We start from the raw sequence: 16,674 nt of genomic DNA on the forward strand, positions 1-16,674 counted from the left end.
GGAAAACGACAGCTCCGAGGCACCCAGCGCGTTGACCGCCAGCATGCCGCTAGTGCTGCCGGCGTTGTAGCTGAACAGCGGCTGGCCCGGATTGCCGTTGAGGTCGAAGCCACCGGCCAGGGCGCCATTGATCATCGTCGCCACGGCCGAGGCCATGTCGTGCAGATCCTGCTGGGCCGGGCGCAGCGCGCCGTATTCCATGTCGTAGAGACCGCCGAGTGAGCCACCGATGCCCTGCTGGTCGAGCGGGAAGGTGGTCTTGGCAAAGACCAGCGTCATCTCCTGTTCACCGGCGAGGTTGGCGTTGATCTTCAACTGCCCGGCCGTTGCCCCGGCGACCAGTGGCTGACCGTTGGCCAGCGAGACGTTGAGGGTGCCGTCGGCGGCGTCCTGCACGCGGATGCCGGCGTACTGGCTGAGGTCCTTGACCAGATTCTCGCGGTAGTCGCGCAGGGTCGCGGTGTCGCGGCCGGAAGATTCCATCTCGCGGATCTGCGCGTTCAGCTCGGCGATGTTGCCGGACAGCCCGTTGATCTCGCTGGTCATCGCCACACGCTGGCCCTGCAGTGCGTTGAGCTGGGTGCCGATGTTGCTGTTCAGCCCGTTGAAACGCTGCGCCAACTGTTTCGCCTCGCCGATGATCTGCTGGCGCAGGGCGATGGACTCGGGGGTGGAGCTGGCTTCGCTGACGGCGGCGAAGAAGTTGTCCAGGCCCACGCTGACGCTCGAGCCTTCGCTGTCGATCAGCCCTTCGAGTGCGGTCAGGTACTGCTGGCTGGTATCGAAGTAGTTCTGATCGGTACTGGCGCGCCAGAGCTGCTGATTCTGGAAGTCGTTGGACAGCCGCCGGATGCTGCCGACCTGAACCCCGCCACCGATGCTGACCGCCGTCTGCCCGCCCAGCGACTGCAGGTCGGGCCGCAAGCGGCTGAAGCCGGGTGTGTTGACGTTGGCGATGTTCTGCCCGGTCGCCGAGAGGGCGATCTGTGAGGCGCGAACGCCGCTGTAGCCAATTTGACCCAAAATACTCACGACTTAACTTCCTTCGGCTCGACCCGGATCGGTTGCGCGAACGCCACGGACGAGTGGGCGCTGCCGACAACACGAGGTTGCTGAGTGGATAGAGCGACCGCATCGGCAGTGGAATTAAGTGATGGCAGGGCAGGACTGCGCGCCGGCTCGATTTGTGCGCGCGGCTCGACTGGCGCCGGTGCCGCCGCACGCAGGTCGCTGAGGATGTTGCGGGTGTAGTTACGGGTTTCCGCGTAGGGGATTTTCTGTACCCAGGCGCCGGTGCCGATTTCACCCGTGCGCGGGTCACCGTGGCTCTTGAGCCACTCATCCACCCGGCCGGGGCCGGCGTTATAGGCAGCCAGCGCCAGCGCCTGATGGCCATCGTAGCGATCCAGCATCTTGTTCAGGTAGGCGCTGCCCAGGCGCTTGTTGTACTCGGCATCACTGGTCAGCCGCGCCTCGCTGAACGGCAGGCCCAGCTCGGCCGCCATGTCCCGCGCGGTGCCGGGCATCAGCTGCATCAGGCCACGCGCGCCCTTGGGCGATACGGCGGCGATGTTGCCGCTCGATTCATGTTTGATCACGCTGTCGACCAGCGCCTTGAAGCCGGCCTTGCCGCTCTCCCAGGCGCTGTCGAGCGCATCGACACCGCGCTGCCAGGTGCCGCGCAGCGCATGCAGCCCGCCGCCTTGTAGCCCGCTACCGGTATGCCCGGCCAGGGCCGTGGGTGCAGGTACTGTGCCTGATGCCTCGCCGCTCAACTGTTGCACCAGCATGTCGGCGATCCCGGTCTGGCGCTTGCCGGCCAGGGTATCGGCCAGCACTTCGTCGTAGAAGTCGCGCATGGTGTCCAGCTCGCGGCTGCGCATGGGGTTGCCAGCGCCAAGGACGTCGCCGGCCTTGCGCATCTGCTTGAGGATCTGCTGTAGAAACATCGCCTCGAACTGTTCGGCGACGACTTCCAGCTGCTGGCGCCGCGCCGCGGTCGGGCCGTCGGCGCGGTTACGCAGGGTGTTGAGGTGCTGGGGGAGGGAAACGATGCTCATGGTCGTCATGGAACCTGTTCAAAATCTGCTGCGCGTCGGGCCTGCTTCGTTAACAACAGCTGGATCGCCAGCCCGGTCTTACATCACGATCAGTTCGGCATTCAACGCGCCGGCACGCTCCAGCGACTGCAGGATGCTCATCACGTCGTCCGGCGTAGCGCCGAGACTATTGATGGTGCTGATGATGCTTTCCAGGCTGGCGCCTTCGGGCCACTTGAACATGGCCTTGCGGTCCTGCTCGATGGCGACGTCCGACTGCGGTGTGACCACGGTTTCACCGCCGGCGAAGGCGTTCGGCTGGCTGACTTGCGGGCGCTCGCTGATTGTGACGGTCAGACTGCCGTGGGCGACCGCAGCGGCCTTCACCCGCACGCCCTGGCCGACGACCACGGTGCCGGTGCGGCTGTTGAACACCACCTTCGGCCGGGTGCGGCCCTCCTCCACTTCCAGACGTTCGAGCATGGCCATGAAGCTCATGCGCTGGGTACTGGTAACCGGCGCGCGAATCGAAATCTTGGTGGCGTTGAGTGCGGTAGCGGTGCCTTTGCCGAAGTAGGCGTCGACCGCATCGACCACCCGGGTCACCGTCTGGAAGCTTGGCTGGCGCACGTTGAGCATCACGTCCGGACGCTCGGTGAAGTCGCTGGGAATCATCCGTTCGATGGTGGCCCCGTTGGGGATCAGGCCGCTGTTCGAGGTATTGATCGCCACCTTGGAGCCGCTGGCGCCCTCGGCGTTGACACCCCCGACGATCACCGCGCCTTGGGCCAGCGCATAGACTTCACCGTCCACGCCCTGCAGCGGGGTCATCAGCAGCTGGCCACCGCGCAGGCTCTTGGCATCACCCAGCGATGACACCGTGACGTCCACGCTCTGGCCGGCGCTGTAGGATGGCGGCACCGTGGCGGTAATGGTCACTGCGGCGACATTTTTCAGCTTCGGGTCGACGTTCGGCGGCAGGTTCACGCCGAACTGCTTGATCATATTGACCACCGACTGGTTGGTGAACTTCACCTGATTCTTGTCACCGGTGCCGTCCAGACCGACCACCAGGCCATAGCCGATCAGCTGGTTGCCGCGGATACCTTCGACATCCACCAGGTCCATCAGTGGCACAGCCTGCGCCGGCAGTTGCCAGCACAGCGCGACGGCGGCGAAAAACAGCTTCAGGGATCGCATCGGGCTAGTCATTTCAAGGTTTCACTTAAAGAGGGAACAGCGGCGAGGCGAAGAATCGCGTCAGCCAGCCGGCCGAGTTGCTGTCGTTGAGCACACCGCGCCCGGCGTAGGAAATCTTCGCGTTGGCCACGCTTTGCGAGGACACCTGGTTGTAGCGGTTGATATCGTCGACCCGTACCAGGCCCGCGAGACGAATGAACTCATCGCCCTGATTCAGACGCAGGGTCTTTTCACCCTTGATCAATAGCGTGCCGTTGGGCAGTACACGATGCACGGTCACCGCGATGGAGCCCTGCAGGGTGTTCTGCTGCGAGCTCTTGGCCGAGCCCTTGAAGTCGCGCTCGGCACCGGCCGAGGTCGCGACGTCCGGATAGGCCTTGCCGAGTACCGTGGGCACGTCGATACCGATGCTCGATTCCTTGCCGAAGCTGGTGCCGGCGCTCTTGCTCGACTGGGTGGATTCGTCCAGCACCACGGTGAGAATGTCGCCCACCCGCACCGCCCGCTTGTCGCTGACCAGCGAGCCGCTGTAACCGGAGCGGAACAGGCCGCCACCGGTGGTCGGCGGCAGGCTGTAGTCCAGCTCCAGCGGTTCGTACTCGGTCGAAGGCTCTTCCGGCAGCATTTCGTTGAAGCTGGCGCAGCCGCCAAGCAAGGCCAGCACGACGAGCAGAATGGGCGTACGCATCACTATTCTCAGACGGTCTGGTTAAGGAACTGCTGCATGCCGCTGGCGGCATCGAGCACCTTGGCGTTGGCCTCGTAGGCACGCTGAATAGCGATCATCGCTACCATGGCCTCGACCACCTGCACGTTGGAACCTTCCAGTACGCCCTGCTTGAGCTGGCCGAGGCCCTCTTCGCCCGGCACACCTTCCACAGCTTCGCCGCTGGCAACGCTTTCGCGATAGAGGTTGCCGCCCAGCGCTTCTAGGCCGCCCGGGTTGGTGAAGTTGACCAGAGTGATCTGGCCCAGCTCCGAGGGCAGGGTGTCGCCCGGCAGCACGGCGGTAACGATGCCGTCCGCGCCGACGGTGAAGCCGGTGCTGCCTTGCGGTACTTCGATGGCCGGCGTCAGCGGCAGGCCCTGAGCGTTGACCATCACGCCTTCGGCATTGAGCTGGAACTGGCCGTTCTCGGTGTAAAGAATGTCGCCGTTGGGCGACTCGACCTGGAAGAAGCCACGGCCGACGATCGCCAGATCCATCGGCTGGCCGGTGGTCTGGATGCTGCCTTCGGTGAACACCTTCTGGGTGCCGGCGACGCGCACGCCGCTGCCCAGCTGAATGCCGGACGGCACGGTGTTGATCTCATCTGCCTGCGCGCCGGGCTGCTTTTCGATGCTGTAGAACAGGTCTTCGAAGACCGCGCGATCAGCTTTGAAGCCATTGGTGTTGACGTTGGCCAGGTTGTTGGCGACGGTCGCCATGGCGGTATCTTGTGCAGCCAGGCCGGTCTTGCTGACCCAAAGTGCGGAATTCATGCGTTATCTCCCGATCAGCTGCCGCGGATCATTCGGTTGCCGGCGTCGGAGAGGTCCTCAGCGGCTTTCATCATCTTTACCTGGGTTTCGAACAGGCGGTTCAGGCTCATGGTCGAGGCCAGCTCGTCGATGGCCGAAACGTTGCTCGACTCGAGAAAGCCGCTGGCCAGGCGCACGTCTTCGCTGGGCGCAGCGGGTTCGCCATTGCGCGTGACCAGCAGGCCGGCCTCGTTTTTCATCAGATCAGCGGCTGCGACGTCGACCAGACGGATGCGATCGACCTCGGCCATCATCCAGTCGCCCGGCGCCATGATCGAGACGGTGCCGTCGTTGCCGATTTCCACACGATCATGCTCGGGCAGCTCGATTGGCCCGCCCTCACCCATCACGGCACGACCGTTGAGCGTCAGGCGGCCTTCAGCATCGATCTGCATGCTGCCCTGACGGGTATAGGCCTCGCCGTCGCCATCCTGCAGGACGATCAGCCCGGTGCCCTTGACTGCGAAATCCAGCTCGCGGCCGGTAGCCATAAGCGGGCCGGCAGCCAGGCTCACGCCGTTGTTCTCGACCACCGCCATATGCCGGCTGTCGTAGCCGTAGCCTTCCACCGCTACCGCCTGAGCACGTTCGAGGTCGGCACGAAAGCCCGGTGTGTTGACGTTGGCGAGGTTGTTGGAGCGCACCTGCAGCGACATCATCGTGCGGCTGGCGGCGGTCATCGCGGTGTATCCCAAACGATCCATGGATCAGCCTCAGAGCGCGTTGAACAGAACCTGGGTCAGTTCCTTGTTGGTGGAAATGACCTGGGTATTGGCCTGGTAGTTACGCTGGCCTTCCATCAGGCCTACCAACTGCTGGGTGAGGTCGACGTTGGAGCTTTCCAGCGCGCCGCTGGCCAGGTTGCCGTACTGGCCGACACCCGGAGCGCCGAGCATGGCCGCGCCAGAGGCGGCGGTTTCGGTCCAGGCGGTGCCACTGATGTTCTTCAGGCCTTCAGCGTTGACGAAGTTGGCCAATACCACCTGGCCCTGGAGCAAGCGCTCGCCGTTGGAGTAGCTGGCGTAGACCTTGCCGTCCTTCTCCACGCTCATGCCGGTCTGCTCGCCGGCCGAATAGCCGGTCGCGCGGTTGCTAGTGACGCTGAATTCGGAGCCGTACTGGCTGGTGCCGCTGTAGTCGAGCTGGATGGCCAGGGCATCGACACCGCCGGTGAGCGTGGCATTCAGCGGGACCTTGCCGATGGGCGCGGTAAGCGTGCCCGCGCCGTCAAAGGTCAACGCTTGCGGGCCGGCGATGGCTGTACCGTCTACGTAGTAGTGGGCGTTCCAGCTGTTGTCCGCCGTTTTGGCGAAGTACTGGGTCAGGGTGTGTTCCTTGCCCTGGGAGTCATACAGCTTGGTGGTGTAGGTGGAGTTGTAGCTGTCGGCGACCAGCGGATCGAAAGCGACCGCCCGGACTTCCTGATTGGCGTCGAGGTTGGCGACGAAGCTCAGCTCATCGGTGGCCTTGGCGGGCAGGCCGCCGGCCTTCATCTGCAGATCACCGACTACGCCAGTCTGCAAATTACCGGTGGCATCGGCCGGATAACCTTGCAGGCGTTGGCCGAGGCTGTTGGTCAGGTAGCTGTCCTTGTCGGTGCCGAACACGCCGGCGCGGGTGTAGGCCACGTCGCCATTGCTGGCGCGGGTGACGAAGAAGCCACCACCGGAAATGGCCAGGTCCAGGCTGCGGTTGGTGGTGGTCAACGCACCGCCCTGGCTGATGCTCTGGCTGGTGCCGGTGACTTCAACGCCCATGGCCTGGCTCTCGGCATAAAGGCTGCCGAAGTTGGTCCGCGAAGACTTGAAGCCGACGGTGCCGGAGTTGGCGATGTTGTTGCCGATGGTGTTGAGTTGTTCGTTGACGGCGGACAGGCCGGTCAGGGCGATATTGAAGCTCATGGGCTGATCTCGATATGCAAAAGGAAAATAAAACTGGCGAGCCCTGGGGCTCAGCCGCCGAGCAGCCCGGCATCGGCCTGGGCGAATTCAAGGATGTTGTAGAACGGCACCGAACCGACGCCATTGACCTGAAGCACCGGACCTTCAGCGCTGACGCGCACGTTGGAGACCTGACCGGCAACTTCCACCTGCGGGAACTCACCGTTTTCCGATTCGATGCTGACGCTGTATTTGCCCTCGCGAAGACCGTGCTTAGCCGGATCGATCACGAAGGGCACCTTGCCGGCAGACTGCGCGCCCAGCTCGATGCGGGTCTGCGTGCCGTTGGAGTCGGTCAGTAGCACAGCGGTCTTTGTCGAGGCGTGACTCAGATCGAACCCACCACTGACGGCCTGACCATTGAGGTCCAGCGACTCGACCGCCACGCTTACCTGCTGGCCCACCAAACCGGCGGCAGTGAGCGTTTGCAGGTTGTCGGTCAGCACCAGGTTGTTCTGCGCCAGGGTCGCCAGGTTCTCCATGCTCTTGACCTGGGACATCGCCGAGAACTGGTTGAGGAACTCGGTGCTGTCGACCGGTTTGGTCGGGTCCTGGTATTTGATCTGCGCCACCATCAGGCTGATGAAGTTGTTCTCCATCTGCGTGGCGTCGCTGATATTCACCGCCTGCTTTGGCAGGTCGCTGGCATTGCTGCCGTTCAGACCGCTGCCCTGAAGGTTATTGGTCACCGCCATCAGGATTCTCCCAGTCGCAGCAGGCTCTGCTGCATGCTTTTAACGCGATTGAGCACCTCGACGCCGGTCTCGAAGCTACGGGTGGCCGACATCATGTCGGTCATTTCCTCGATCTCATTGATGTCGGGGTAGTAGACGTAGCCTTCGCCGTCCGCCAGCGGATTACCCGGCTCGTAGCGGCGCTTGGGTTCGGCGCCGGAGGTGACCACGTCGAGCACCTGAACATGGGCGCCGCCGAGGCCGACGCCACGGGTCAGCGAGTTGTTCTCGTAAACCGCGGCGAACATCGGCTTGCGCGCCTGATAGACATCGGCGGCGTTGTTGGCTGCCGAATCCGTGTTCGCCAGGTTGCTGGCCACGGTGTTGAGGCGCACGGTCTGCGCGTTCATGGCCGAGCCGGCGATGCGGTAGATCGAATCGAATGACATGGCTTAACGGCCCTCGATGGCTTGCTTCAAGCCACGAAACTTCATCGTGACGAAGGTCAGGCTGGTCTGGAAATCCATGGAATTGCGCGAGAACTGCGCTTGCTCGGTTGACAGCTCAACGGTATTGCCGTCCTGCGAGGCCTGGCCCGGTACGCGAAACAGCAGGCGCGGGTCGGTGCTCGCGAGGCTGGCGCGTGACGAGGTCGAGCTGTCCAGCCGCTGCATTTCCTTGCTGAAGTCGATATCCCGCGCCTGGAAGCCGGGAGTGTCTTCGTTGGCCAGGTTCGCCGCGAGAATCTCGCTGCGTTGCATGCGCAAACCCAGGGCGCGTTCGTGAACGCCGAGGGCGTCATCAATCCGTATACTCATTCACCGATACCTTTGCAGCACGAGCGGACCGAACGACAGCCCGCAGCTTTGCGGGAGTGTTTGCAGAATCCGTGCCGAACCATCAAACGCAGGTAACTGGCTGTTTTAAATGAGTAATTTCATCAAGCGCAGCGCCACACCAGTGTTCCTCCTTCCGCATCGAAAGGCCTTGCGCAAGCGAAGCGGAAAGGCCGTTTCCGCCTGGTGCGTCACGGCCCTGCTGATGCTGACCGTTGTTGCCCAGGCACGCGCGGACGCCACCGCGCAGGTACAGCAAGCGCTGGAAAATCACGTACGCGACATGCTCGAGCGGCAGGCGGAGCGCCAGGGCTGGCAGGGCATGCAGCTGCGCTACGAAACCGACCTACCGGCGAGCGCCGCCAACCTCGCGCCCTGCGCAGGCGTCTTGCAGATACGCGCCACCGGCGATGCGCCCTCCGCCATGGAGCGCCAGCAGCTGGCGATCAGCTGCCCGGGCACGCCCGGTTGGTCGCTGAGCGCCACCGCCCAGGCGCACGTATTCCTGCCCGCAGTGCATGCCGAGGGGATCATCGATCGCGGCCAGACGATCCGTGACAGCGACGTCCGATTGGAGCGCATCAACATCGCCAAGGCCCGGCGCGGTTATTACAACCGCCTGGATGAAGTCATCGGCATGGCCGCCAAACGCCGTATCCGTGCCGGCCAGACCATCACGCCATCGCTGTTGGAGCAGGCCATGGCCGTCAAACGCGGGGAGCCGGTGAAGATCGTTGCCAGCAACGACGGCATCGAAGCCTCCGCCTCCGGCGAAGCCCTTGGCGATGGGCAGCCCGGCGAGGTCATCCGCGTGCGCAACACGCGCAGCGGCAAGGTGATCGATGCGAAGGTGCTCGAGGCCGGGGTGGTGACCAGTACCTTTTGAGCGAGAAGGGACAGCGGGCACCTATATAGGAATCGGTCAAAACGGGCCGGGCCACCATCACCTTCTGCGGTCCGGATCGCCAGCAAGCTGGCTCCTACAAAAAGACCGCTCCCATAGGTGGGCGCGGCGCCGTCGCTTTTTGTGGGAGCGGTCTCGACCGCGAAGGGACCCGGCAAGCGTTGCGAATAAAGCGGGACATTTGCGATTGTTTTTCGAGAGGTGCCGCCGCGTCGCGGCCTGCACTCTGTCAGCCTTAGCCAGCACCATCCGCCTTTCGTAGGAGCGAGCTTGCTCGCGATCCCCTCTTCGAATTCTCGTCTGCAAGTCAGCCGTGCGCTCCTACGCAGTCAATGATTGAGGCGGGTTAATCCGCGACACCCATTTAATGAGCTCAAAAAGAATCCAAATTTTTTGACGTCAGGATTTAATCCCGCGCCAAGGGCTGTCGCCTTACCTTTTCAGCAGGCAGTCAAGCCAGCTCCTAACAGCCCAATGCACGAAGGATGATCACCATGGCCCTGTCCATTCACACTAACTATTCCGCACTGACCACCAACACCAGCCTGAACAAGTTCAACTCCGCCCTGGCCACCAACCAGCAGCGCCTGGGTACCGGTCTGCGCATCAACAGCGCCGCCGACGACGCCGCCGGCCTGCAGATCGCTACGCGCCTGAACGCTCAGAGCCGCGGCATGGGCGTTGCGATGCGTAACACCGGTGACGCTACTTCGATGCTGCAGACTGCCGAAGGTGCGTTCTCCGAAATGACGGACATCGTGCAGCGCATGAAGGACCTGGCCACTCAGGGCGCGAACGACACCAATAGCGGCGCAGATCTAATCTCTTTGCAAGGTGAATACGACGCGCTAGGTGAAGAGCTTGCCAATATCATGGACAACACCAAATACGCTGGTGAAAACCTATTCAGCTCTACCGGCAAGTTTGCGAATGATGTGACGTTCCAAATTGGTGCCAGTGCTGAAGAAACAATGGATGTTTCCTTGGGGGCGTCGCTGACTAGCGTAACTGATGCATTGACCAGCGGCTCAGTTGCCTTTACGGGCGCCTCCGGGACAGAGATTGCCACGACGGCCGATGCAACTACCGCACTAAACGACAACGCAAACGGGACCATCACCAAGCTAGAAACCGCCCTCAACGCACTCGGTTCCATGCGCGCAGAGTTCGGTGCTAGCATCAACCGCCTGAACCATATCAACAACAACCTGGCCAACATGAAGGACAACACCGAGATGGCCAAGGGCCGGATCATGGATGCCGACTTCGCCGTTGAAAGCGCCAACATGAGCAAGAACTCCATGCTCATGCAGTCGGGCATTTCCATGCTCAAGCAAGCTGGCCAGATGCCAGGCATGGTTATGGGCCTGCTGGGCTAAGCCACACCCTTATACGTCGGTCGCAACGACCGGCGTTGAAAAGCCCCGACTGGTTCGGGGCTTTTTCGTTTTCCGGCATCAGGAAGTTTTGCTTCCGACCAATGGCAAACCTTTTCCCGGAGTTGCCCCATACACAAGATATGCCCGATTAATCGGCTTAATGCCGTTGCAAGCGCATACATATGCCTATTGGCAATGATCCAGCTTGTGTCCCGGCAACGTCCGTTCGGCGCTTTGCTGTAACAACTGACTTGTAGTATCAAAAAAACGACGCCAAGATGCCGCCGCCCGGTATGCCAACCTCATCACGCCGGAAGTCGTCTTTCCTCCTCACGTTAGGTGCTCATGACCTCATCCTTGACCCGTACGGCCACCGATGCCCTCATCTGCCCCCTGTTGAAAACCGGCCGAGGCGGTTGTGCTGCTCGTTTCGAGCCAGCTCGCTACCAGCTCGTGCGGCAACATGAAGAAAGCGAAGAGCGGCTGGACCTCGGTTTCTCCGGCAGTCGCGTGCTCGAACGCCTGCTGCAAGTTCCCGGCGAGGTCGTTTCACGTGATGAGTTGATGGCTTACGCCTGGGAAGGACGGGTCGTCGGTCAGGGTAGCCTTAATCAGCAGATTTACACCCTGCGCCAGGCGCTGTTTGACAGCCGCAACCAGATCATCCAGACGCTGCCGCGGCGGGGCTATCTGTTCAATCCGCAGTACCTGGTCGCCGACGAGGCGCCTCCGTCGATCGCCGAGGCGCCGGCGCTTGTTGCCGAGACGCCTGTACCTGTTGCCGAGGCGCCAGCCACTCTGCTGATGGAACTGCCGGTGCCCGGCACGACGGCAACGCACAGCGTGGCCAAACCAGCACGACGCGCTCGCTCATGGCAGGCCGCCGCCCTTGCCGGCACCGGCATGATGGTGCTGGTTGGCCTGGCAACGCTTGGCTTTCGCCTGGCCAGCAGCTCGGTGCCCTCGTTCATGCAGACCGTCGAGGTAGGCGCGCTCGAGGTCCTCTATGTGGAAAAGAGCCAGCGTCTGCTCGATTCGCTGGTTAAGGAAACACGGCCTCTGGTCGATAGCATGGCAAGCATGAGTGCCGAACGGGCCCGGCTAATCGTCAACATGTCCCCGGGTTTCTATGAAATCCGCTGTCTGCAGAATGATGGACGGGTCAATTGGCTCAAGGTTCACAAGAGCCGCATCCAGACGATTCCCAGCGACCATTTACAAGAGTGCCTGCAATGAATAGCCAAAACGAGACCGGCACTGTCGGCAAACGCACGCTACTGGTGATGGCGCCCGCTGCGCTGCTGCTATGGGCGTTCGTAGCGATGGGCACTACCGGCACGGCTTCGTCCAGCCTCGATGGTCATTACAGTTCCAGTGGGCGTGTATTGCTGAGCGACGGCACGACCCTCAAGGTCAGCCAAAGTCTGGTCTTCAACAAGGGCCGCTTTTACTCGATGACGCGCAACGCGCCAGCCATCGTCGAGGCATCCGGTCGGCTGGAAACGGATCTGCTCGGGCGGGCGTCGCTGGTTGTCGAAGAGGGTCAGGTACACGGCCTGGGGCCGCAGGAGCAGATGGACGACGAACTGGTGTTCAACCTGTTCTATGGCTCGCACAAGGGCGCGCGCATCACCCTCGAACAGGTCGGCGCCTGCCTCTACGGCGTCGAGACCCGGCAGGTCTATTGCGCTGACGATCACCCTCACCGCGGCTGAAACACAGCAGCCCATTGCAATGGCGGGGTAGTCAGTGTCCGTCGGCGTCATGATGAATCCGATGTAGCCGCGTTGCCGGTAGTTGCTCGTCCGGGCGGGATCTTCGCTGGATTAAACGACGGAGCCGGCACTGCATTGCGCATAGGGAGCGAGCTTGCCTGCGAGTGAAGGTACGGCGCGCATCGAAGGTTGCGGCCTCCCCGAGGCCCATTCGCCAGCAAGCTGGCTCCTACACAAAGCATCGTCTGCCCTCCGCGCCCTGTCGGAGCGCGCTTGCTCGCGAATTGCTTGAAGCTACGCTTCAGGAGCCCTCGCCGCTATAGCTCGCTCCACTTTCGGAGAAGCGCACCTGGCCGTAGCTGTCGCCAAACAGCTCCTTGTACAGCGCTTCGGCCGAGGCGGTCAGCAGCAGGATTTCCACCCGGCGGTTGGCGCCGTTTTGCGGGTCATCGGGGTGCAGCGGCATGACGTCGGCCTGCGCCGTTACCTGCAGCACCGCGCGTTCACCAAGGCCCGCATCGACCAGGGCATGACGCGCACGCAAGGCACGATCGCCAGACAGGTTCCAGTTGTTGTAACCGTTCTTTTGCCGATACGGCGTGGCATCGGTGTGACCGCTGATGATCAGCTTGTTATCCACCTTCACCAGCACACCCGCCAGCACACCGAGGAGTTTCTGAAAGTGCGGGTTCAAGGTGGCGCTGCCGCGCTGGAACATGAAGCGTTGCTGGTCGTCCTTGATCAGAATGCGCAGCCCCTGCGGGACCACATCCACTTCGAGGTTGGCCAGTGCATCGACTTCGTTTGCCACTTCGCGCATCAGGTCGGCAAGCTTCTTCAGCTCTTCGGTCGAACCATAGTTGTGGCTGCCATCCTGCTCGCGCTTCGAGTCGCTAGCCTCTGTGTTCTCGGCCTGAGGCGGGCGCACCGGCATCCCGTCCAGTTCCAGAGGCGAGCGGCTGGTACCGTCGAAGATACCGGCGCCGCCATCGACCAGCGGGTTGCTTTCCATCTCACCGTAGGACGGGTTGGATTTTTCCATCTGCGGCTGGATGATCCACAGCACCATGAACAGCGCCATCATCGCCAGGGTGAAGTCGGCAAAAGCCACCTTCCAGGCGCCGCCATGCTCGTCGCCGTGATCCTTTTTGCTACGGCGCTTGATGATGATCTCGTGGTCGCCGCCGCCCTTGCTCTTGTCGCGGCTCCTCATGCGGCGTCCCTTTCTTCCTCATACTGGGTGACCCAGTTTTCCAGCTGGCGGAAGGCCGGTTTGACGTCCTGTTCGATCAGCTTGCGCCCCGCGTCCACCGCCAGCAGCGTGGGCTTGCCGGCGACGTGAGCGACCAGCGTGGTGCGCACGCATTCGAGCGCCGACAGTTCGGTCTTGATCCGCTGCGACATGGCGTTGGACAGCGGGTCCATCAGGCAGTAGCAGAAGAAAATGCCGAGGAACGTGCCCACCAGAGCCGCCGCCACATGGGCGCCGATTTCCGCGACGCTGCCGCCGATGCTGCCCATGGTGATAATGATGCCCATGATCGCCGCGAGAATGCCGAAGCCGGGCATGGCCTCGCCGATCTTGTGCAGCGAACGCGCCGGCTGCAGCAAGGCGTGCTCCATGGCTTCGAGTTCCTGCTCGAGGAAGCCTTCCAGTTCGTGAGCGGTAATCTTGCCCATGGCCATCAGACGGAAGTTGTCGGCGATGAAGGCCATCAGGTTACGTTCCTGCAGAATCAGCGGGTAACGGACGAACAGGTCGCTCTGCTCCGGCTCCTCGATATGCGAATCGAGCACCTTGAGCCCGCCGACATCGACCATTTCCAGCAATTCGTAGAGCAGCATCAGCAACTGACGCTGAAACTCCTCGCCACGGCGCTGATAGGCGAACACGCCCTTGATCTGATGCAGCATCTCGATCAGCACTTCCTTGGGGTTGCCCACGACCAGGCTGCCGAGCGCGGCACCGAGGATGATGACCACCTCGGCGGGCTGCCAGAGCATGCCCATGTCGCCGTGCGCCATGGCGTAGCCGCCCAGCACGCAGCCGATGATGATGAAGGCGCCTAATACTTTCTGCATGACTACTGATTTCTCTCGGTGAGGAACCGGCAAGCCTTGCCGATTGCCTGTTTGCTTAGCTGACAGACCCGGGCGTCGCTGACTTCCAGCACCAGGGCGATTTCTTTCAGGCTTAGTTCGTGCTGGTAATACAGCGTCAGAACCAGACGCTCGCGCTCATCCAGGCGTGCCAGCGCCTGGGCCAGCACGCGCTCCTTGATCAGGCGCTCCTCGAACAGCTCGGTGGTATCCGGGAAATGTTCATGGCCGCTCTGCAACAGCTCGTCGAGGCTTTCGATGGCCTCAGAGGAATCAGCACAAAGAAATTCCTGGTATTCCTTTTCATCGAGGCCGGTGTGGGCCTTGATTTCCTCATCGCTGGGTTCATGGCCCAGCTGACGCGACAGGTCGCGGATTGCATCGCGCACTTTGTGTGCCTGTTGGCGGACCTGACGCGGTCGCCAGTCCTGGCGGCGAAGCTCATCGAGAATCGCGCCGCGGATACGCAGGGAAGCGAACTTGCCGAAGCCTTCGTCCGGCTCGCCGTAACGGCGCAGGCCTTCGAGCAAGCCCATCATGCCGATCTGTTCCATGTCCTCACGGTCGAGCACCTGGTTGGCCTGCAGTGACAGCTGGCGAACGATACGTTTGACCAGCGGCAGGTACTGCATCAGCCAGCGCTGCTCGACCGCCGGCGCAAACACCGAGGGCGCGGCCGGCGTGGCGCCGTAGTAGTCGATGGGGCAAGTGGCACTCATGGCGGGGCCTTTACTGCACGATCAGCTTGTTGACCAGCACGTGCTTGAAGGGCACCGCGGCATTCTTGCTGGCAAAGTCGGCGAACAGGTTCGTTTCCAGACGTGCCTGCAACTCGTCGATCTTCAACCCACGCAACTCGTCAAAAGACAGGGACGACAGGTAACCCACCACCGAATTACGCACGATGGGCTCGGCTTGCTCGAATTTCGGCGGCTCATCCGAGGCATCCGCCTGCAGCGCCAGGTCCAATACGAAGTAGTGCTCACGCCCATCACCGCGCACGCTGACGATGACTTTCTCCACCGGGAAGAACACGTACTCCGACGGCTCGACCGGCTCAGTCTCCACAACCGCTTCTGAGCTGGTACCTTCCAGGCCGGGCTTGAGCAGCCAGTAACTGACGCCAACGCCGCCGGCAACGGTCAGGACATTGAGCAACAGCATCAGCAGGACAATACGGGGCGTCGACATAACACACTCACAAATGACTAATTAGGTTGAATCGGTTCAAACCGTGATCAATACATCCCGGGGGCGACTGCTCTCCCGGCTCTGTTCCTGCTCGTGCGACCGCGCCGCCAGAGGCAACTCCTCACCGGCCAGCGCCGCGCGCTGACGCTGCTGGCCCTGCTGGCCGCCGCTGTCGGCACCCACCTGCACGTTGACCTGCACGAAATGCTGGCCCACCAGTTCATGGCGCAGGCGATCACTGGTCTGTTGCAGCAGTCGCGCCACATCGGCGTTCGCCGCGCTCAGATGAACGTTCAGCCGGCCCGACTCATGGCTGAGCATGATTTCCATGCTGCCCAGCTCTGGCGGATCGAGACGGATGGTGGCGCTCTGGATCTTCTGCTGGATCTGCAGATCGACGTTCTCACGCAGTGCATGCAGCATCTGCTCGCCCCACTTGGCCTCCGGCGCCTGCAGCTTCAGCGCACGATCAGCCGCCTGGGCCGGCGTCGTCTGTCCACGCTCGACTGTGCTGGTCAGCGGCTCCCCGGCTTCCACCGGCTCGGCCACGCCCAGCAGCGGCTCCAGCGAGGCTGTCGGCAAGGTCTCGGCCAGCGTCGGTGCGACTGTGGACGACGCCAGGTTCACCTCGACGGTGGGCTTCGGCATGGCCGGCATGACCAGGTTCGCCTCGGCGGCTTGGCGCTGAAAGCCACCTGTCATCAGCGCTTGGAGCGGCTCGCCCTGAGCGTTCTGGAACGGCTGATCGTCAAGCGGCGCTTGCCCTGGCAACCAGGCGAGCAGTTCCTCCGCTGGCGGTACGACGGCTTCTGGCAACGCCTGCGGGGCCGGTTCAGCGGTCGCACCCGGTCGCCCCGCATCACGAGCCTGAATTTCGGCCAGCTGCTGATCGATCATGCCCAACAGCCATTGTTCGGGGGTCAGTTCCTGCGGCGTCTCGGCGCCCTGGGTGGCGGTGCCGCCCAGCTGCCTGACCTGTCCCCGCTCGGTTGCCGGGGCCGACAGTGCGCCTTGCAACAAGGCCGCAGGTAACCCGCTCGGCAGAGCCTCGCTCTCGCTGGATACATGCTGCATGCGCTCACCGAAACCACGGAGGGTCTCGCCTGTCAGCTGCCGGCCAGCAGCGGGCTGGCCGCCGCTGGCAGCGCGTACCGGCGTTGGCAGCGCGGACTCGG

Annotated in this window: 19 protein-coding genes; 4 read left to right on the forward strand and 15 right to left on the reverse strand. The window is 62.6% G+C overall.

Annotated elements, in window-relative coordinates; all coding sequences use genetic code 11:
• The 10 genes from flgK to flgB all read right to left on the reverse strand — a co-directional run.
• Positions 1–1,032 (reverse strand): flagellar hook-associated protein FlgK (gene flgK, locus PSTU_RS0108230; protein WP_019340565.1); only part of this gene is annotated, 1,032 nt, incomplete at its 3' end.
• On the reverse strand, positions 1,029–2,060 hold the full coding sequence (locus PSTU_RS0108235) for a transglycosylase SLT domain-containing protein (RefSeq protein WP_029404680.1): 1,032 nt from the start codon (positions 2,058–2,060) through the stop codon (positions 1,029–1,031). The genes flgK and PSTU_RS0108235, both read right to left, overlap by 4 nt.
• 78 nt (positions 2,061–2,138) lie before the next feature.
• A complete protein-coding gene (locus PSTU_RS0108240; protein ID WP_019340567.1) occupies positions 2,139–3,239 on the reverse strand; it encodes a flagellar basal body P-ring protein FlgI in 1,101 nt (366 codons plus the stop codon).
• Between the two features lie 25 nt (positions 3,240–3,264).
• Complete coding sequence (gene flgH, locus PSTU_RS0108245) at positions 3,265–3,927, reverse strand: flagellar basal body L-ring protein FlgH (RefSeq protein WP_019340568.1); 663 nt, start codon at positions 3,925–3,927, stop codon at positions 3,265–3,267.
• 8 nt (positions 3,928–3,935) lie between these two features.
• Complete coding sequence (gene flgG, locus PSTU_RS0108250) at positions 3,936–4,721, reverse strand: flagellar basal-body rod protein FlgG (protein ID WP_019340569.1); 786 nt, start codon at positions 4,719–4,721, stop codon at positions 3,936–3,938.
• A 14-nt stretch (positions 4,722–4,735) separates the two neighbouring features.
• Positions 4,736–5,464 carry a flagellar basal-body rod protein FlgF gene (gene flgF, locus PSTU_RS0108255; RefSeq protein WP_019340570.1) on the reverse strand — a complete coding sequence of 243 codons (729 nt, stop codon included), beginning with the start codon at positions 5,462–5,464 and terminating at the stop codon, positions 4,736–4,738.
• Positions 5,465–5,473: 9 nt separating this feature from the next.
• Positions 5,474–6,661, reverse strand: coding sequence for a flagellar hook protein FlgE (gene flgE, locus PSTU_RS0108260; protein WP_019340571.1), 1,188 nt, complete (start codon positions 6,659–6,661; stop codon positions 5,474–5,476).
• A 50-nt stretch (positions 6,662–6,711) separates the two neighbouring features.
• The gene (locus PSTU_RS0108265; protein WP_019340572.1) at positions 6,712–7,395 is read right to left on the reverse strand and encodes a flagellar hook capping FlgD N-terminal domain-containing protein; all 684 of its coding nucleotides are present in this window, start codon (positions 7,393–7,395) and stop codon (positions 6,712–6,714) included.
• Positions 7,395–7,823 (reverse strand): flagellar basal body rod protein FlgC, encoded by a 429-nt coding sequence (gene flgC / locus PSTU_RS0108270; RefSeq protein WP_019340573.1) that lies wholly within the window; start codon positions 7,821–7,823, stop codon positions 7,395–7,397. The genes PSTU_RS0108265 and flgC overlap by 1 nt, the downstream gene beginning before the upstream one ends.
• A 3-nt stretch (positions 7,824–7,826) precedes the next feature.
• The gene (flgB, locus tag PSTU_RS0108275) at positions 7,827–8,192 is read right to left on the reverse strand and encodes a flagellar basal body rod protein FlgB (protein ID WP_019340574.1); all 366 of its coding nucleotides are present in this window, start codon (positions 8,190–8,192) and stop codon (positions 7,827–7,829) included.
• A 109-nt stretch (positions 8,193–8,301) separates the two neighbouring features.
• On the opposite strand from flgB, the gene flgA reads away from it, so the two are divergent.
• From flgA to PSTU_RS0108295, 4 genes are all read left to right on the forward strand, one after another.
• Positions 8,302–9,096, forward strand: coding sequence for a flagellar basal body P-ring formation chaperone FlgA (flgA, locus tag PSTU_RS0108280; protein WP_019340575.1), 795 nt, complete (start codon positions 8,302–8,304; stop codon positions 9,094–9,096).
• 512 nt (positions 9,097–9,608) lie between these two features.
• Positions 9,609–10,493, forward strand: coding sequence for a lateral flagellin LafA (gene lafA, locus PSTU_RS0108285; RefSeq protein ID WP_019340576.1), 885 nt, complete (start codon positions 9,609–9,611; stop codon positions 10,491–10,493).
• Positions 10,494–10,838: 345 nt separating this feature from the next.
• Complete coding sequence (locus PSTU_RS0108290; RefSeq protein ID WP_019340577.1) at positions 10,839–11,729, forward strand: winged helix-turn-helix domain-containing protein; 891 nt, start codon at positions 10,839–10,841, stop codon at positions 11,727–11,729.
• A complete protein-coding gene (locus PSTU_RS0108295; RefSeq protein ID WP_019340578.1) occupies positions 11,726–12,208 on the forward strand; it encodes a hypothetical protein in 483 nt (160 codons plus the stop codon). Before PSTU_RS0108290 ends, PSTU_RS0108295 begins: the two co-directional genes overlap by 4 nt.
• Positions 12,209–12,509: 301 nt before the next feature.
• Here PSTU_RS0108295 and PSTU_RS0108300 read toward each other — a convergent pair whose 3' ends face one another.
• From PSTU_RS0108300 to PSTU_RS20585, 5 genes are read right to left on the reverse strand one after another with little or no spacing between them, the layout of a single operon-like run.
• Positions 12,510–13,421 (reverse strand): OmpA family protein, encoded by a 912-nt coding sequence (locus tag PSTU_RS0108300; RefSeq protein ID WP_019340579.1) that lies wholly within the window; start codon positions 13,419–13,421, stop codon positions 12,510–12,512.
• Positions 13,418–14,290, reverse strand: a complete 873-nt coding sequence (gene motA / locus PSTU_RS0108305; RefSeq protein WP_019340580.1) for a flagellar motor stator protein MotA — start codon at positions 14,288–14,290, stop codon at positions 13,418–13,420. Before motA ends, PSTU_RS0108300 begins: the two co-directional genes overlap by 4 nt.
• Before the next feature lie 2 nt (positions 14,291–14,292).
• Entirely contained in the window at positions 14,293–15,027 is a 735-nt protein-coding gene (locus PSTU_RS0108310) for a FliA/WhiG family RNA polymerase sigma factor (protein ID WP_019340581.1), read from the reverse strand.
• Between the two features lie 10 nt (positions 15,028–15,037).
• Entirely contained in the window at positions 15,038–15,499 is a 462-nt protein-coding gene (gene fliL / locus PSTU_RS0108315; protein WP_019340582.1) for a flagellar basal body-associated protein FliL, read from the reverse strand.
• Between the two features lie 36 nt (positions 15,500–15,535).
• On the reverse strand, positions 15,536–16,573 hold the full coding sequence (locus tag PSTU_RS20585; RefSeq protein WP_085990182.1) for a flagellar hook-length control protein FliK: 1,038 nt from the start codon (positions 16,571–16,573) through the stop codon (positions 15,536–15,538).
• Positions 16,574–16,674 lie beyond the last annotated feature (101 nt).

This window comes from Stutzerimonas stutzeri SDM-LAC (assembly GCF_000235745.1).
GTDB lineage: Bacteria > Pseudomonadota > Gammaproteobacteria > Pseudomonadales > Pseudomonadaceae > Stutzerimonas > Stutzerimonas stutzeri_H.

What these genes read in the sequence shown, in the direction of transcription:
- PSTU_RS0108310 (WP_019340581.1), bottom strand. Translation starts at nt 15,027, where the DNA reads ATGAGTGCCACTTGCCCCATCGACTACTACGGCGCCACGCCGGCCGCG.
- flgA (WP_019340575.1), top strand. Translation starts at nt 8,302, where the DNA reads ATGAGTAATTTCATCAAGCGCAGCGCCACACCAGTGTTCCTCCTTCCG.
- flgG (WP_019340569.1), bottom strand. Translation starts at nt 4,721, where the DNA reads ATGAATTCCGCACTTTGGGTCAGCAAGACCGGCCTGGCTGCACAAGAT.
- PSTU_RS0108290 (WP_019340577.1), top strand. Translation starts at nt 10,839, where the DNA reads ATGACCTCATCCTTGACCCGTACGGCCACCGATGCCCTCATCTGCCCC.
- flgF (WP_019340570.1), bottom strand. Translation starts at nt 5,464, where the DNA reads ATGGATCGTTTGGGATACACCGCGATGACCGCCGCCAGCCGCACGATG.
- flgH (WP_019340568.1), bottom strand. Translation starts at nt 3,927, where the DNA reads ATGCGTACGCCCATTCTGCTCGTCGTGCTGGCCTTGCTTGGCGGCTGC.
- PSTU_RS0108265 (WP_019340572.1), bottom strand. Translation starts at nt 7,395, where the DNA reads ATGGCGGTGACCAATAACCTTCAGGGCAGCGGTCTGAACGGCAGCAAT.
- PSTU_RS0108300 (WP_019340579.1), bottom strand. Translation starts at nt 13,421, where the DNA reads ATGAGGAGCCGCGACAAGAGCAAGGGCGGCGGCGACCACGAGATCATC.
- flgB (WP_019340574.1), bottom strand. Translation starts at nt 8,192, where the DNA reads ATGAGTATACGGATTGATGACGCCCTCGGCGTTCACGAACGCGCCCTG.
- flgE (WP_019340571.1), bottom strand. Translation starts at nt 6,661, where the DNA reads ATGAGCTTCAATATCGCCCTGACCGGCCTGTCCGCCGTCAACGAACAA.
- PSTU_RS0108295 (WP_019340578.1), top strand. Translation starts at nt 11,726, where the DNA reads ATGAATAGCCAAAACGAGACCGGCACTGTCGGCAAACGCACGCTACTG.
- PSTU_RS20585 (WP_085990182.1), bottom strand. Translation starts at nt 16,573, where the DNA reads ATGCAGCATGTATCCAGCGAGAGCGAGGCTCTGCCGAGCGGGTTACCT.
- motA (WP_019340580.1), bottom strand. Translation starts at nt 14,290, where the DNA reads ATGCAGAAAGTATTAGGCGCCTTCATCATCATCGGCTGCGTGCTGGGC.
- lafA (WP_019340576.1), top strand. Translation starts at nt 9,609, where the DNA reads ATGGCCCTGTCCATTCACACTAACTATTCCGCACTGACCACCAACACC.
- PSTU_RS0108235 (WP_029404680.1), bottom strand. Translation starts at nt 2,060, where the DNA reads ATGAGCATCGTTTCCCTCCCCCAGCACCTCAACACCCTGCGTAACCGC.
- fliL (WP_019340582.1), bottom strand. Translation starts at nt 15,499, where the DNA reads ATGTCGACGCCCCGTATTGTCCTGCTGATGCTGTTGCTCAATGTCCTG.
- PSTU_RS0108240 (WP_019340567.1), bottom strand. Translation starts at nt 3,239, where the DNA reads ATGCGATCCCTGAAGCTGTTTTTCGCCGCCGTCGCGCTGTGCTGGCAA.
- flgC (WP_019340573.1), bottom strand. Translation starts at nt 7,823, where the DNA reads ATGTCATTCGATTCGATCTACCGCATCGCCGGCTCGGCCATGAACGCG.